Raw genomic sequence first — 12,523 nt, forward strand, 5'->3', positions numbered from 1 at the left:
CAGCCCCGCGTCAGCCTTCTCCCACGCTGCCTTCGCTCTCGCGAGGCTGGGGGCTCACCGGCCTGACAGGCCTCGCAGCCACACGACTCTCGCGCCCCCTCACGGCCTCACGGCCCCACGGCCTTCGCGCACCCTCGCAAGGCCCCGCAGCTCTCGCACACCCTCACGGCTCTCGCGGCTCCTGCGACTCCTGCGGCTGCTCAGACATCACAGGCCTCACAGCCCCCTCAGCCTCAGCCCACGTGCTGCCAAACCTCCCACGCCCCCCTTACTTCCCATAGCCCCGCAAAGGTGTCCGACGCCCCTCGGGTAACACGTGACACAGCCCACACCCATCTGACGAACCTCCGTCACGGGGTTCGACTTCGGGGGTTGCGGCGGCATGATGAGGCGGACCGTCCGCTTCCATCACCCCCACGACCCCCCACGCCCCCCACAGCCCCCTCCTATGCCCGGGAGTCACGCCCTTGTCCGCACCATCCGCAGCGGCCGCACCGGAACATGACGTTGCAGTCGCCGTCGTCGGCGCGGGGCCCCGCGGCACGAGTGTCCTGGAGCGCCTCTGCGCATCGGCAGCCGAGCTCCTGCCGCCGAGGGCACGGCTGACGGTCCACGTCGTGGATCCCTCGCCGCCGGGGCCGGGACGCGTCTGGCGGACCGCCCAGCCGGGCGAGCTGCTCATGAACACGGTCGCCTCGCAGGTGACCCTCTTCACCGACGAGAGCGTCGACTGCGCAGGGCCGATCCACCCCGGGCCGAGCCTGTACGCGTGGGCCGCCGCCGGGCACGAGCCGGGGCTCGGCCCGGACGACTATCCGACGCGCGCCTGCTACGGCCGCTATCTGGAGTGGGTCTTCGCCGAGACCCTGCGCGGCGCCCCCGGAACCGTCCGGGTCCAGGTGCACGCGGCGCGCGCCGTACGGCTCGAAGGGCCGGGCGACGGCGCCCAGTCCCTCGTACTCGACAGCGGCCGTGAGCTCTCCGGGCTCGACGCCGTCGTCCTCGCGCAGGGCCACCTCCCCACGGTCGCCGACGAAGAGCAGGAGCGCCTCGCCGCCCACGCGGCACGGCACGGGCTGCGCCACATACCCCCCGCCAACCCCGCCGACGTGGACCTGTCGGCCATCGCCCCCGGCGAACGCGTCCTGCTGCGCGGCCTCGGCCTGAACTTCTTCGACCACATGGCGCTCCTGACGCAGGGCCGCGGCGGACGCTTCACCCCGGGGCCGGAAGGCGGCCTGCGCTATCAGCCCTCGGGGCACGAGCCGAAGCTGTACGCGGGGTCGCGGCGCGGCATCCCCTACCAAGCGCGCGGCGACAACGCGAAGGGCCCGTACGGACGGCACGAGCCGCTCGTCCTCACCTCCGACGTCATAGCCCGCTTCCGCAAGCGCGCGGACAGCGGCGACGCCCCGGACTTCCTGGACGAGATATGGCCACTGGTCGCGAAGGAGGTGGAGACGGTCTACTACACGGCCCTCGTCCACGACGCGACCCTCGCCCACCACGCGACCCTCGCCCAACCCGCCGAGCGGGCAGCGGACTTCCGGGACGCTTTCCTCGCGGCGCCGCATCGCACCCCTCAAGAAGCCCTGATCCTGGACGAGTTCGGGATCCCCGAGGCCGCGCACTGGTCCTGGGACCGCCTCGCGCAGCCGCACTCCGGCCGCATCTTCCGTTCCCCGGACGACTTCCGCGCCTGGCTGCTCGCGTATCTGCGTGAGGACACCGCGCAGGCCGCGCTCGGCAACGTCGCAAGCCCGCTGAAGTCCGCCCTGGACGTACTGCGCGACCTGCGCAACGAACTCCGCCTGATCCTCGACCACGGCGGCCTGTCGGGGACGTCACGCCGCGAGCACCTGGACCGCTGGTACACCCCGCTCAACGCCTTCCTCTCGATCGGCCCGCCCCGGCGCCGTATCGAGGAGATGACGGCATTGATCGAGGCAGGCGTCGTCGAGGTGCTCGGCCCGCGTCTCGACGTGCGGCCCGCAGCGGGCGGCGCGTATCTCGCGCACTCCCCGGACGTACCAGGGTCGGATGTGTCGGTCACCACACTGATCGAGGCCCGGCTCCCCGAACCGGACGTGCGGCGCACCGCGGACGAGCTGCTCGGGCGGCTCCTGAGGACGGGTCAGTGCCGCGCCCACGTCGTCGACGGCCACGAAACCGGAGGCCTCGACGTCACACCCCGCCCCTACCACCTGATTGACCGTCAAGGTCGGTCCCACGCAAGGCGGTTCGCGTTCGGAGTGCCCACCGAGGGCGTGCACTGGGTGACCGCCGCCGGGGCCAGGCCCGGCGTCGACTCGGTGACCTTGTCGGACGCGGACGCGGTGGCGCGGGCCGCGCTGCGAACGGCGGCCCGCGCGACGGAGGGCCCCGCCGCGACCGGAGCGGTCCCGTCCGCGCGGCAAGCGGAATCCCCCGAATGGCCAGATGTTGAACTTGCAAGCATTGATTAGGTTCCCCTAACCTTGGGCCTCCGCTCGGTTACCGTCCCCAAAAACCGAAGGAGTCCCCCACATGACTGGACGTCTCAACAGCGCCCAGCCCTACGCCCTCGGGCTGTTCCGCATCGTCATCGGCCTGCTCTTCGCCTGCCACGGCGCCGCCTCGCTCTTCGGAGTGCTCGGTGGCGCGGTGGGCGGCGGCACGATCGACGCGGGCACCTGGCCGGGCTGGTACGCGGCCGTCATCCAGCTGGTCGGCGGCGGCCTGGTCGCCCTCGGCCTCGGCACCCGCGCCGCGGCGTTCATCTCGTCGGGATCGATGGCGTACGCCTACTTCAAGGTGCACCAGCCGGAGGCCCTGTGGCCGATGCAGAACGGCGGAGAGGCCGCCGCGATCTTCTGCTGGGCCATGCTCCTGCTCGTCTTCACCGGCTCGGGCGCGCTCGGCCTCGACCGGCTCTTCGCCTCGCGCGGCGGGAGCGAGGACAAGGCGGCGTCGGAGCGGACGCCGGTGGCCGCCTGACGCGCACGCGCGCTGACGCCTGCATGTGACGGTGCCCCCTCCCCCGTACGCGTACGGGGGAGGGGGCACCGTCACATGTCGGACCCCGTCACCTGCCAGGCTCGCCGCGCTCCGAGGACTTCAGTGGGTGGGGAGGAACGGCACCGTGAAGCACGCCACCCGCTCCCCCGCGCCGCCCTGCTCACGATGCAGCACGACGGATCGGGCCTCACCCGCCCGGAACTCCCAGTCATGACGGGACGTCGCCGTGCCCGAGCCGTCCGCGCCCGCGGTGAAGTCCAGCCAGACCTCGTTCTTCGGGTTCACGTAGGCCGGGTCCTCGGAGGGCTGGACCGGGTCCTGGCGGTGCTGGTAGTGCCCGCCGGCCGCGGCGGGGTCGGTGCCGCACGGCTTCTGGTGCACATGCGCGCCGTACGCGTGACCGGGCTTCATTCCCCTCACCCGGAGGGTGACCGCCATGTCGTTCGGCCTGCCGCGCTGGTCGACCTCGATCTGGGAACCGACGGGGACGAGTCCCCTGTCGTACGTGACCGCCCACGAGTACATGGAGGCCGTGGGCAGCGCGAACCGCCCCGCGACCCGCATCTCGTAAAAGGGCGCGTTACCGCCGACCGAGCCGCCGCCCGCCGCGAGCACCGCCGTCGCCACGGCCCCGGCGAGCATCCCTGCCACCATCGCCCGCTCCTTCCTGTTGGTGACTCTGTTTGGTGCCTCTGTTCGTACGGGACTTCGGCGCCGTATGCCCCATCGAAGGCGGCAGCCGGGTGAACGTGACGTAGCGAACATATGAGCCCCCAGTGGATCTCCGGCGGAGACCGCGGCGTACGCTGTAGAGCTGTCACCAAGCCGCCCCTGCCGCTCCCCCGCGACGTCGCGGCAGCAAGCCGTCGTCCGGGGAGTTACGGGGAATTTCGGTGCTTGAGAGTCTGGGCTCACTGACCAGCAGCCCATGGATCTACGCGGTGGTCGCACTCTCCGTGCTCTTCGACATCGTCGTGCCCGTGCTGCCGAGCGGGGTCCTCGTCATCACGGCGGCCACCGCGGCGGCCGCGGCGGGCACGGGCGCGCAGAGCGTTCCGCACGCGGTACCCGACATCCTGATCCTGCTGCTCTGCGCGGCCACCGCCTCCGTACTCGGCGACCTGGCCGTCTACCGCCTCGCCTGGCGCGGCGGCGAGCGCCTGGACCGCGCCATCGCCCGCTCGCGCCGCCTCACCACCGCGCAGGAACGACTCGGCACTGCGCTCTCCCGGGGCGGCGGCGCCCTGGTGGTCATCGCGCGCTTCGCCCCGGCGGGCCGCTCGATCGTCTCGCTCGCCGCGGGCGCGGCACATCGCAAGGTGCGCGAGTTCCTGCCGTGGTCGGCCCTGGCGGGCGTGGCCTGGGCCGGGTACAGCGTCGCGCTCGGCTACTTCGGCGGGCAGTGGCTCGGCGCGACGTGGCTGGCCACGGGCGTCTCGCTGCTCGCGCTGTTCGCGGCGGGCGCGGGGGCGGCGTTCTTGGTACGACGGCCGCGTACGGCTGCGGCTGTAGCTGCGACTACGGCTACGGCTACGGCTACGAACTAAGCGGCCGGGGCCTTCTCGGGCATCTGCTCGGCGGCCCGCGGCTTGGCCCCGCGTACCTCGATCCCGGCGAGCAGCTCGGCGGTAGCTTCGGCGACCGCGTCCACGGCGCGGTCGAAGACCTCGCGATTGTGCGCGGCCGGGGCACGGAAGCCGGAGACCTTGCGCACGTACTGGAGCGCGGCGGCCCGGATCTCCTCCTCGGTGGCGTCTTCGGGGATGGCGGGCGGACGGAGCGTCTTGATGCTGCGGCACATGCTTACAGCTTGCCGCGCGTGGGGCGCGGGCGTGAAGTCGTACGTTCACCCCCGCATCAGGCGTGGCGTCTCTCGCACTCAATATTCGAACAGGAGTAGCATTACGGGGTGCCTGCAACCCCTGCATACGACTTCCCGAGCAACCTCCTCGCGGGTCAGGAGGAACTGCACCAGGTCCGGGCCGAACTCCTGGCCCTGCTGAAGCGGCTCCCCTGGTCGGTCACACCCCTCGACGGCTTCAGCGACGACCACGGCTGGCGGAAGGTGGAGCGCCCCGCCTCGCCGGGCTGGACACCGGACGAACAGGCGGAGGTCGAGAAACTCCGCGCGCGGGAACGGGAGTTGGCGGTGTTCGTCACTTGTCACCGCTTCTGGGACGAGGTGTCGGGACCCGACGCGGTGGCGGCTCGCGCACGGCTCAAACACATCCACGAGAAAGTTATTGACACCGGGTGACAGCGGGCGTTGACTCCCCCTACGTCAAGGAGGTGCTGCCATGAATGTTCTGCTGGTCGTCCTGCTCCTTGCACTGGTGGGCCTGGGTTTCAGCCAGCCGCTTCTGTGGCTGGCCGCTGCGGCGCTGGTCTTCTTCATGGTCCAGCAGTACGACCGCGGGGGCTCGGGCAAGAGCAGCGGCAGTGGAAGCGGCGCGGGCGCGGCCCCGGGTGCCGGAGGCGGCGGTGGGGGAGGCGGCGGAGGCGGCTACCCCAAGACCTACCGCGACTACCGCATCCGCAAGGAACGCCAGGAGCGCTGGGACCGCAGGTACCGCCGGACCCACCCGGGTTCGGGCCGCTGAGCGGGGCGGCCGCCGTCCCGCTGAGGCGAGAGTGCCGCCCCTCTGAGCCCCCCCCTGAGCACCACCCCGGCGAGTCAGTCGATGGGCTGGCCGGCGGGAAGCCCCCCGAGCATCGAGACCGCCCCCTGCGCCACCTGGTCCACCTTGGCGGTGGCAGCCGCCGGGTTGTCCGCCCGCAGCTCCCCGGTGGTCGGGTCCACGGCGGCCCCGCCGAGGAGGTCCTGCACGTCCTGCGTGGCCTTGACGGCGGAGTCGAGCACCTGCATCTCGCCGCCGGCGGCGGACGGCTGCGGCGCGGCGAACGCGGGAGAAACGGCCCCCAGAGCGAGCCCGACGCCGACGACACCAGCGGCGGCCTTGGAAATCTTCACGAGGTGAATCCCTTCCGGCAGGGCCCAACGGCGGCACGACGGTCGCCCACCCGAAGCGTCCGGACGGACCGGACACTCACACAGCCCTTGCCTGACTCTCCAACTCACGCAAGATCCCCAAGGTTCTGAACGACCACCCGATCGATTCCGGAGGCTCGAAGCCCCCAGGTGGCGCCCCCGGGTTGGCAGGCAGACGATGGAATGAAGGGGTCGGCTGGTGACGGCGTCGGCCGTGGACCCCGCGGCGGCGACAACTGACTCCGAGATTGCGGGCATGGCCCGAACGGAGGAAGTTGTCATGATCGAGGTCAAGGCGGTCGAAAAGCCGGACGAGCGTCGCGATTTCCCCCACGGTCACCTCGAAGCCGTCCACCTGACAGGGCTGGACTTCGCCGTGGGCACCTTCGAGCCCGGCTGGCGCTGGTCCGAGTCCGTGGCCCCGCTCGCCGGCACCGAGAGCTGCGAGATCCACCACAACGCCTACGTCGTCGCGGGACGGATGCACATCCGCATGGACGACGGAGGCGAGAGCGAAGTCGGACCGGGCGACGTCTTCGTGTGCCCGCCCGGACACGACGCGTGGGTCGTCGGCGATGAACAGGTCGTGGTGTACGACTTCGCTGGAGGCATGGCGCAGGATTACGCGAAGGCGGCGCAGAAGTAGCGTCCGGCGGCGCCCCGAACGCCGCGAACACCCCCCCAGGCCCCGCACCGTGCAGGTGCGGGGCTTCTTCTCTGTCACTGCCGGTGCCGCTGGGTCAGCGGAGGCAGAGGGGGACGGCGGAGGCAGCCGTAACGAACCCAGGAATCAACCACCTGAGGTGACGAACGGATTCTCCAACTCGACTTCGGCATACGGTGGTTACTGAGAGAGGGGGCTCAGGTCCATGCCGACCAAATCCGCGATCCTCGTCGTCGACGACCACAAGGACACCCTGTTCGCGCTGGAGAGCGCGCTTGCCCCTCTCGGCTACCCGCTGGTGAGCGCGACCAACGGCGACGACGCCCTCAGGGTGGTCCTGCGCGGGGACGTCGGGCTCATCCTGCTCGATGTGCGCATGCCGGGCGTGAGCGGTCTCGACGTCGTTCGCTACGTGCGCCGTCTCGACCAGACACGTGGCATACCGATCGTCCTGCTGACCGGTTTCGACGTCAGTCGCGAGATCGCCGCCGCGGCCTTCCTGCTCGGCGTGGCTGACGTAGCCCTCAAGCCCATCGATCCACTGACCCTGCGCACCAAGGTCCGCTATCTCTTCGACACCTACGAGCAACTGAAGTCCATGCAACAGGAGATCGAGGACCTGCGGACCCAGGTGAAGGAAGGCTCCATAGCCCAGACGAACAACAGCGATGCAGACTCGGACTCACTCCCACCCCCAGCCCCAGCCCCAGCCCCAGCCCCAAAAACGCAGTGGACACCAACCCCACAGATCGAATCGTGAGCGCTCCTCCGCCAACAGCTGGCGCCCCCACATGAACAACGCTCGCGGCCGCTGCACCGAAGATGACGTACATCCCATGATCGCGTGGGGATGTGGCCTCTTAGTGGACTTCGAAAACGAAGAGGCCCCCCAACCGATCACGGTTGAGGGGCCCAACAACAGGCTCTGGCCTGCTACCTATCCTCGGTGGGCGCGGACGGTTTCGAACCGCCGACATCTGCCTTGTAAGGGCAGCGCTCTACCGCTGAGCTACGCGCCCGGGATGTTTCGACAGCCTACCTTGCCTGTGGCCCCGGGCCCCAACCCGTAGGGGGCGGGGTCGGGACGTCTCGTACGACGTCGCGGCCGAGACAGCCGAGACGGCCGGCGGGGCGGTGGATGTTTCCGGCCACCGCGACAGTGGTAGTCCGCACCTGGTGTCCGCCCGCAGCGAAGACCGCAAAGTCACGGTGCGCAGCGCGAACTAACCGGCCCGTGTGTTCGTCATTAACCGGTGGGAGAATGTGACACCGGGCAAGGCGGATGACAGCACGGGAGAGGGATAGTGACGGCGACACCTTCGCAGCCGTACACACCGGACACGTCGAGCAGATCGAGTGCCTCAGCAGTGCCGGACGAGGATGTACGTAGCTGCGGGAGCGTGCGGCCGCGTTCCCGCCCGGACCTCGCGCTTCTCCACCCGGACCGCCCGCTCCCCCGCCCGCACAGCCCCCGGGGCCCCCGGGACCGCCGAAGCCCTCTCCGCGACGCCGTAGCGCTCGCCCTCCTGCCGCTCCCCCTCCTCGCCCTCACCCTTCCCGCCGCCTTCGCCGGTGGCGGCACCCGGCGGTGGTTCGGTGGGCGCGGGGAGAGTGTGCGGGCCGATGCCCAGGCCGCGAAGGACGCGGCGGCCGCCGCCTTCTACGAGTTGGACACCGCCCAGCGGGATCTGCGGATCTCCATCGAGACGATCATCGCCGTGGACTCCACACCCGCCGCGCAGCGTGCCGTCTCCGACTTCGAGGCCATCGGGCGGCGGATCGACGAGGTCAGCCTCCAGTACATCAGCGCGGTGGACGCGCACGATCTCGACCGTGACGATCTGGAGGCCTCCGTCGCCGCCCGTGCGCGCACGGAGCTCACCCAGGCCAAGGCCGAGCTGGACAAGGCCAAGCAGGACCTCGACCGCTTCCAGCAGGGGCTCGGCCCGCTGCTCGACAAGGCGGAGACGCAGCTCGCCCGGCTCGCCCCGGCCGTGGAGCGGGCCCGCCAGACGCTTCTGGCCGCCAGCAACGCCCTCGATGCCGTACGGGGCGCCGGGCTCAAGGCCGACGATCTCGCCGCACGCCTCGCCGCCCTCGGGCCCGAGCTGACCAAGCTCAATCAAGGCGCCGGGCAGCACGGCGTGCCGGAGACGCTGCAGCGCGCCGACCGCGTCCTGCGGGACGCCGAAGCCGTCCGTGCCGAGGCAGAGCGGCTGCCGGAGCGGGCCGCCGAGATAGACCGCCGCCTCGTCTCGCTGCGTACGCGCGCGCAGGCGCTCACCACCCGCAGCGGCCAGGTCGACCCGGTCCTCAGCGAGCTGCGGCGACGCTTCACGGCCGCCTGCTGGCAGGACCTGCAGCGGGTGCCGGACCAGGCAGCGGAGAACGTACGGCAGGCCGAGGTCAAGCTGAAGGAGGCCCGGCAGGCGCGCGAGGAGCAGCGCTGGCCGGACGCCACGTCGCTGCTCTCGACGGTCCGCGCCCTGCTGAACGCCACGGACGAGGCGGTCTCGGCCGCCGGCGACCGGCTGCAGCGGCTGAACGCCGTGGCGAAGGACCCCCAGCACGAGATCGAGCGCACCCGTTTCGCGATCCGCGACGCCCAGCGCCTTGCCATGGCGGGGCGCCAGACCCCGGAGCAGCGGCACGCCCGCCCGCTCGACGAGTCGGTGGCCCGCCTGGACCGTGCGGTGGCCTCCCTGGAGGGGCGCCACCCGGATTACTGGCATTTCCTGACCGAGACCGAAGCCGTGCGGCAGGCGGTGGCGCGCGTGGTCACCCAGATCCGGGAGGAGCGGGGGCAGGGGGCCTAGGAGCGCCCCGGTCCCGCACCTCTGCTGGCGGTCCGCGCCGCGCGGGCGGATCCTGGAGGTACGTACGCCGACGTCAGGAGGCGGACATGGCCACGCACGTACTTCACCCAGGGGCGAAGCGGCCCAGGCGGCGCGTCACGCTGAACGAACACCTGCCTGTCGACCACCGCCTCAGCACGGTCTACCGCGTGGGCGCGGGTCTGATGGGGCTCGTTCTGCTCGCGTTCGGCATCCTCGGCCTGATCGACAAGGTCGGCTTCTTCGACACCGGGGGCGACACCGTCGCCGGCCTGAACACGAACGGCGCGCTCAGCGTCCTGTCGATCTGCGTCGGGCTGCTCCTGTTCGCCGGCATGGTGATCGGCGGCAACTTCGCGTCGACGCTCAACATGGTCCTGGGCTGCGCCTTCATCCTCAGCGGCTTCGTGAATCTCGCCCTGCTGGACACCGGCTTCAACTTCCTCGCCTTCCGCATCCAGAACGTGCTGTTCAGCTTCGTGGTCGGCGTCCTCCTGATGATCTTCGGGATGTACGGACGGGTCGGCTCGGCCCTGCCGCACGACAACCCGTACTGGCGGGCACGCCACCCCGAGCAGGTGCGGCACGCCGGGAGCGGGCGTGGAGGCCGCCGCCCTGAGCCCAGGTCCAAGGTCCCGGGCACTGAGACGTAGACGTAGCCCCGTGCCCTGCTCTGAGCCCTGAGCATGCGCGCTGAACCCCCTGTGCGAGCCTTGGGGCATGTCGGACCTCACCACTGCCTTCAGTTCAGCCCTGCGGAACCAGCGCCTGCTAGCCATCGTGCGCGGCACGGACGCGGAGGCCTCCTTCCGGACGGTCATGGCACTCGTCGAGTCCGGTGTGCCGCTCGTCGAGGTCTCCCTCAGCGGCACCGACGCCCTCGGCGTCCTGCGGCGGGCGCGCGCCGAGTTGGGCGGCGCGGCCTGGCTGGGCGCGGGCACGGTCCTCACCGCGGACGACGCGCGACGAGCCGCGGACGCGGGGGCGAATCTGATCGTGACGCCGGGGCTCGGAGCAGGGGTGGACGAGGCGCTACGGCGTGAACTGCCCGTCGCCGCCGGGGTGTTGACCCCCACCGACGTGATCGCCGCGAGCGCGGCGGGCGCCACCGCGCTGAAGATCTTCCCCGCTTCGGCGATGGGCGGCCCCGCGTATCTCAAGGCGCTGCGAGCCCCCTTCCCCGACCTGCCCTTCGTACCGGTGGGCGGCGTGGACGCGGCCGCCGCCGAGGAGTACCTGGCGCTCGGCGCGGTCGCGGTCGGCGTCGGCTCCCCGCTCATCGAGGACGCGGCGGACGGCGGCGACCTGGACGCGCTGCGCAAGCGGGCGGCGCAGTTCGTGGCGGTGGCGGGGGCAGTCGCGGGGGCAGGCCGATGAGCGGCATCACGACTCCCGGCGGCAGTGCGACCGACGACGTCCTCACCCTGGGCGAGACGATGGTCGCCCTGCGCGGCAGCGGTCCGCTCAAGCTGGGCGGTTCGATGGACGTGTCCATCGCGGGCGCCGAGTCGAACGTGGCCATCGGTCTCGCGCGCCTCGGCCACGCGACGCGGTGGGCGGGCGCGGTCGGCGATGACGAGGCGGGCGAGCTTGTGCTGCGCACGCTGCGGGCCGAGGGCGTCGACGTCTCCGGCGCGACCCGCGACTTGGACGCGCCCACGGGCCTCATCCTCTTCGAGCCGCGGCTGCCCGAAGTGACCCGCGTGCACTACTACCGTGCGGGCTCCGCGGGTTCACGCCTGACGGCGGCCGCGGTCGAGGGCGCCTTCACCTCACCCGGCGCGCCCCGCGTGCTGCACCTCACCGGCATCACCCCGGCCCTCGGCCCTTCCGCCCTGGCCGCCTGCCGCCGCGCCCTCGAACTGGCCCGGGACCACGACACGACGGTCTGCCTCGACGTCAACTTCCGCTCGCGGCTGTGGAGCGAGGAGGAGTCCGCGGCGGTCATGCGCTCCTGGATTCCGTACGTCGATGTCCTCATCGCCTCGGACGACGAACTGCCGCTGTGCGTACCGGAGACGACAGCCTCCGGTGAAACCCACGCCCTGGCCAAGGCGCTCTTCGCGCGGGGCGTGCGCGAGGTCGTGGTCAAGCTCGGCGCCGACGGTGCGACCGCGTACACCGCCGACGGCGAGCTGTACGCTCCGGCGCGCCCGGTGCGGGCGGTGGACGCGGTGGGCGCGGGGGACGCGTTCGTCGCCGGGTACCTGTCGGCGCTGCTCGACGGGGAGAACGTGACGGGCCGCCTGGACCGAGCCGTGACCACGGGCGCCTTCGCCGTGGCAACACACGGAGACTGGGAAGGCGCGCCGACCCGAGCGGAACTGGGCCTACTGGGAGCGAACCTGGGGACGGTGGTCCGCTAAGGCCTCGCGGGAGCAGGACCAGGGACCGCGGTCCGGCTAACGCCACGCGGGAGCGGGACCTGGGACCACGGTCCCGCTAACGCCTCGCGGGAGCATGACCTGGGACCGTGGGTCCCACTGACGCCACGCGGGAGCAAGACCGGAGCCGTAGTCCGCTAACGCCTCGCGAGAGCAGGACCGGAACCGCAGTCCCCTAACGCCACGCGGTGGCAGAACCCGGGGTCGCAGCCCCGCTAGCGGCCTCGCGACAACAGAACCCGGAACCGCACCCCCGCCAGCGGCCTCGGCCCGTTCTCGCCCTCGCTCTCGTAGCGGGCCTCCTGAAGCAGACCGGCCCGCCAGCCGCCCCCCTTAGCCACAGCAGCCCCCGCCGCAGCAGCCGCCTCCGCCTCCGCCGCGTGGGGCAGGCGTGGGCGATGCGGTTGAGCCTCCTACCGCCACCGTCGACAGCAGCTTCACCGTGTCCTCGTGTCCGGCGGGGCAGGCCGCGGGGGCGGCGGACTCGGCCATCGGGCGGCTCAGTTCAAAGGTGTCGCCGCAGGAACGGCAGCGGTAATCGTATCGAGGCATGGGCCAAGGCTAAGCGGTCTGGGGGAAGTGGAGTGTCTTTCCGCGTCGTTCATGTCGTTCAGTGCGCGCAGCTCGTGCGCGAGGGCGAGCCTCACTTCCCCGA

General features: G+C 71.5%; 15 protein-coding genes and 1 tRNA gene. 11 read left to right on the forward strand and 5 right to left on the reverse strand.

The genetic code is table 11. The features are described 5' to 3' along the window. Positions 1–467 precede the first annotated feature (467 nt). Both ACWGI2_RS11980 and ACWGI2_RS11985 read left to right on the forward strand, forming a co-directional pair. Positions 468–2,465, forward strand: coding sequence for an FAD/NAD(P)-binding protein (locus tag ACWGI2_RS11980; protein ID WP_453695092.1), 1,998 nt, complete (start codon positions 468–470; stop codon positions 2,463–2,465). 61 nt (positions 2,466–2,526) lie between these two features. After that, the gene (locus tag ACWGI2_RS11985) at positions 2,527–2,976 is read left to right on the forward strand and encodes a DoxX family protein (protein ID WP_453395334.1); all 450 of its coding nucleotides are present in this window, start codon (positions 2,527–2,529) and stop codon (positions 2,974–2,976) included. A 120-nt stretch (positions 2,977–3,096) separates the two neighbouring features. Here the strand turns inward: ACWGI2_RS11985 and ACWGI2_RS11990 are convergent, their stop codons facing one another. Further along, the gene (locus ACWGI2_RS11990) at positions 3,097–3,651 is read right to left on the reverse strand and encodes a superoxide dismutase family protein (RefSeq protein ID WP_453695093.1); all 555 of its coding nucleotides are present in this window, start codon (positions 3,649–3,651) and stop codon (positions 3,097–3,099) included. Between the two features lie 239 nt (positions 3,652–3,890). Here ACWGI2_RS11990 and ACWGI2_RS11995 point away from each other — a divergent pair, with 239 nt between their 5' ends. After that, positions 3,891–4,544: a DedA family protein gene (locus ACWGI2_RS11995; RefSeq protein ID WP_453695094.1), complete on the forward strand. Its 654-nt coding sequence runs from the start codon at positions 3,891–3,893 to the stop codon at positions 4,542–4,544. Here ACWGI2_RS11995 and ACWGI2_RS12000 read toward each other — a convergent pair. Next, positions 4,541–4,798: a DUF2277 domain-containing protein gene (locus ACWGI2_RS12000; protein ID WP_453695095.1), complete on the reverse strand. Its 258-nt coding sequence runs from the start codon at positions 4,796–4,798 to the stop codon at positions 4,541–4,543. The two genes, ACWGI2_RS11995 and ACWGI2_RS12000, sit on opposite strands and share 4 nt — an antisense overlap. Positions 4,799–4,906: 108 nt before the next feature. Here ACWGI2_RS12000 and ACWGI2_RS12005 point away from each other — a divergent pair, with 108 nt between their 5' ends. Both ACWGI2_RS12005 and ACWGI2_RS12010 read left to right on the forward strand, forming a co-directional pair. Continuing rightward, a complete protein-coding gene (locus ACWGI2_RS12005; RefSeq protein ID WP_453695096.1) occupies positions 4,907–5,254 on the forward strand; it encodes a hypothetical protein in 348 nt (115 codons plus the stop codon). Positions 5,255–5,294: 40 nt separating this feature from the next. Beyond that, the gene (locus tag ACWGI2_RS12010; protein WP_453395339.1) at positions 5,295–5,597 is read left to right on the forward strand and encodes a hypothetical protein; all 303 of its coding nucleotides are present in this window, start codon (positions 5,295–5,297) and stop codon (positions 5,595–5,597) included. Between the two features lie 74 nt (positions 5,598–5,671). On the opposite strand, the gene ACWGI2_RS12015 is transcribed toward ACWGI2_RS12010, so the two are convergent. Beyond that, positions 5,672–5,968: a hypothetical protein gene (locus ACWGI2_RS12015; RefSeq protein WP_453695097.1), complete on the reverse strand. Its 297-nt coding sequence runs from the start codon at positions 5,966–5,968 to the stop codon at positions 5,672–5,674. 298 nt (positions 5,969–6,266) lie between these two features. Here ACWGI2_RS12015 and ACWGI2_RS12020 point away from each other — a divergent pair, with 298 nt between their 5' ends. Further along, entirely contained in the window at positions 6,267–6,632 is a 366-nt protein-coding gene (locus ACWGI2_RS12020) for a cupin domain-containing protein (protein ID WP_453695098.1), read from the forward strand. 223 nt (positions 6,633–6,855) lie between these two features. Then, entirely contained in the window at positions 6,856–7,410 is a 555-nt protein-coding gene (locus ACWGI2_RS12025; RefSeq protein WP_453695099.1) for a response regulator, read from the forward strand. Positions 7,411–7,597: 187 nt separating this feature from the next. Here the strand turns inward: ACWGI2_RS12025 and ACWGI2_RS12030 are convergent. Then, a tRNA-Val gene (locus tag ACWGI2_RS12030) sits at positions 7,598–7,669 on the reverse strand. A gap of 285 nt (positions 7,670–7,954) precedes the next feature. Here ACWGI2_RS12030 and ACWGI2_RS12035 point away from each other — a divergent pair. The 4 genes from ACWGI2_RS12035 (at position 7,955) to ACWGI2_RS12050 (ending at position 11,850) form a co-directional block, all read left to right on the forward strand. Further along, positions 7,955–9,466 carry a hypothetical protein gene (locus ACWGI2_RS12035; protein ID WP_453695100.1) on the forward strand — a complete coding sequence of 504 codons (1,512 nt, stop codon included), beginning with the start codon at positions 7,955–7,957 and terminating at the stop codon, positions 9,464–9,466. Positions 9,467–9,552: 86 nt separating this feature from the next. Continuing rightward, positions 9,553–10,137 carry a DUF4383 domain-containing protein gene (locus ACWGI2_RS12040; protein WP_453695101.1) on the forward strand — a complete coding sequence of 195 codons (585 nt, stop codon included), beginning with the start codon at positions 9,553–9,555 and terminating at the stop codon, positions 10,135–10,137. 67 nt (positions 10,138–10,204) lie between these two features. Then, on the forward strand, positions 10,205–10,861 hold the full coding sequence (locus tag ACWGI2_RS12045) for a bifunctional 4-hydroxy-2-oxoglutarate aldolase/2-dehydro-3-deoxy-phosphogluconate aldolase (RefSeq protein WP_453695102.1): 657 nt from the start codon (positions 10,205–10,207) through the stop codon (positions 10,859–10,861). After that, complete coding sequence (locus ACWGI2_RS12050; protein ID WP_453695103.1) at positions 10,858–11,850, forward strand: sugar kinase; 993 nt, start codon at positions 10,858–10,860, stop codon at positions 11,848–11,850. The genes ACWGI2_RS12045 and ACWGI2_RS12050 overlap by 4 nt, the downstream gene beginning before the upstream one ends. Positions 11,851–12,201: 351 nt before the next feature. Here the strand turns inward: ACWGI2_RS12050 and ACWGI2_RS12055 are convergent, their stop codons facing one another. Then, positions 12,202–12,420 carry an FmdB family zinc ribbon protein gene (locus ACWGI2_RS12055; RefSeq protein ID WP_453695104.1) on the reverse strand — a complete coding sequence of 73 codons (219 nt, stop codon included), beginning with the start codon at positions 12,418–12,420 and terminating at the stop codon, positions 12,202–12,204. Positions 12,421–12,523: the final 103 nt, after the last annotated feature.

The sequence above is a fragment of the Streptomyces sp. NPDC054866 genome (genome assembly GCF_053610745.1).

Coding starts and splice junctions, on each gene's coding strand:
- ACWGI2_RS11985 (WP_453395334.1), top strand. CDS start 2,527: ATGACTGGACGTCTCAACAGCGCCCAGCCCTACGCCCTCGGGCTGTTC.
- ACWGI2_RS11990 (WP_453695093.1), bottom strand. CDS start 3,651: ATGGTGGCAGGGATGCTCGCCGGGGCCGTGGCGACGGCGGTGCTCGCG.
- ACWGI2_RS12000 (WP_453695095.1), bottom strand. CDS start 4,798: ATGTGCCGCAGCATCAAGACGCTCCGTCCGCCCGCCATCCCCGAAGAC.
- ACWGI2_RS12010 (WP_453395339.1), top strand. CDS start 5,295: ATGAATGTTCTGCTGGTCGTCCTGCTCCTTGCACTGGTGGGCCTGGGT.
- ACWGI2_RS12020 (WP_453695098.1), top strand. CDS start 6,267: ATGATCGAGGTCAAGGCGGTCGAAAAGCCGGACGAGCGTCGCGATTTC.
- ACWGI2_RS12025 (WP_453695099.1), top strand. CDS start 6,856: ATGCCGACCAAATCCGCGATCCTCGTCGTCGACGACCACAAGGACACC.
- ACWGI2_RS12040 (WP_453695101.1), top strand. CDS start 9,553: ATGGCCACGCACGTACTTCACCCAGGGGCGAAGCGGCCCAGGCGGCGC.
- ACWGI2_RS12045 (WP_453695102.1), top strand. CDS start 10,205: ATGTCGGACCTCACCACTGCCTTCAGTTCAGCCCTGCGGAACCAGCGC.
- ACWGI2_RS12050 (WP_453695103.1), top strand. CDS start 10,858: ATGAGCGGCATCACGACTCCCGGCGGCAGTGCGACCGACGACGTCCTC.
- ACWGI2_RS12055 (WP_453695104.1), bottom strand. CDS start 12,420: ATGCCTCGATACGATTACCGCTGCCGTTCCTGCGGCGACACCTTTGAA.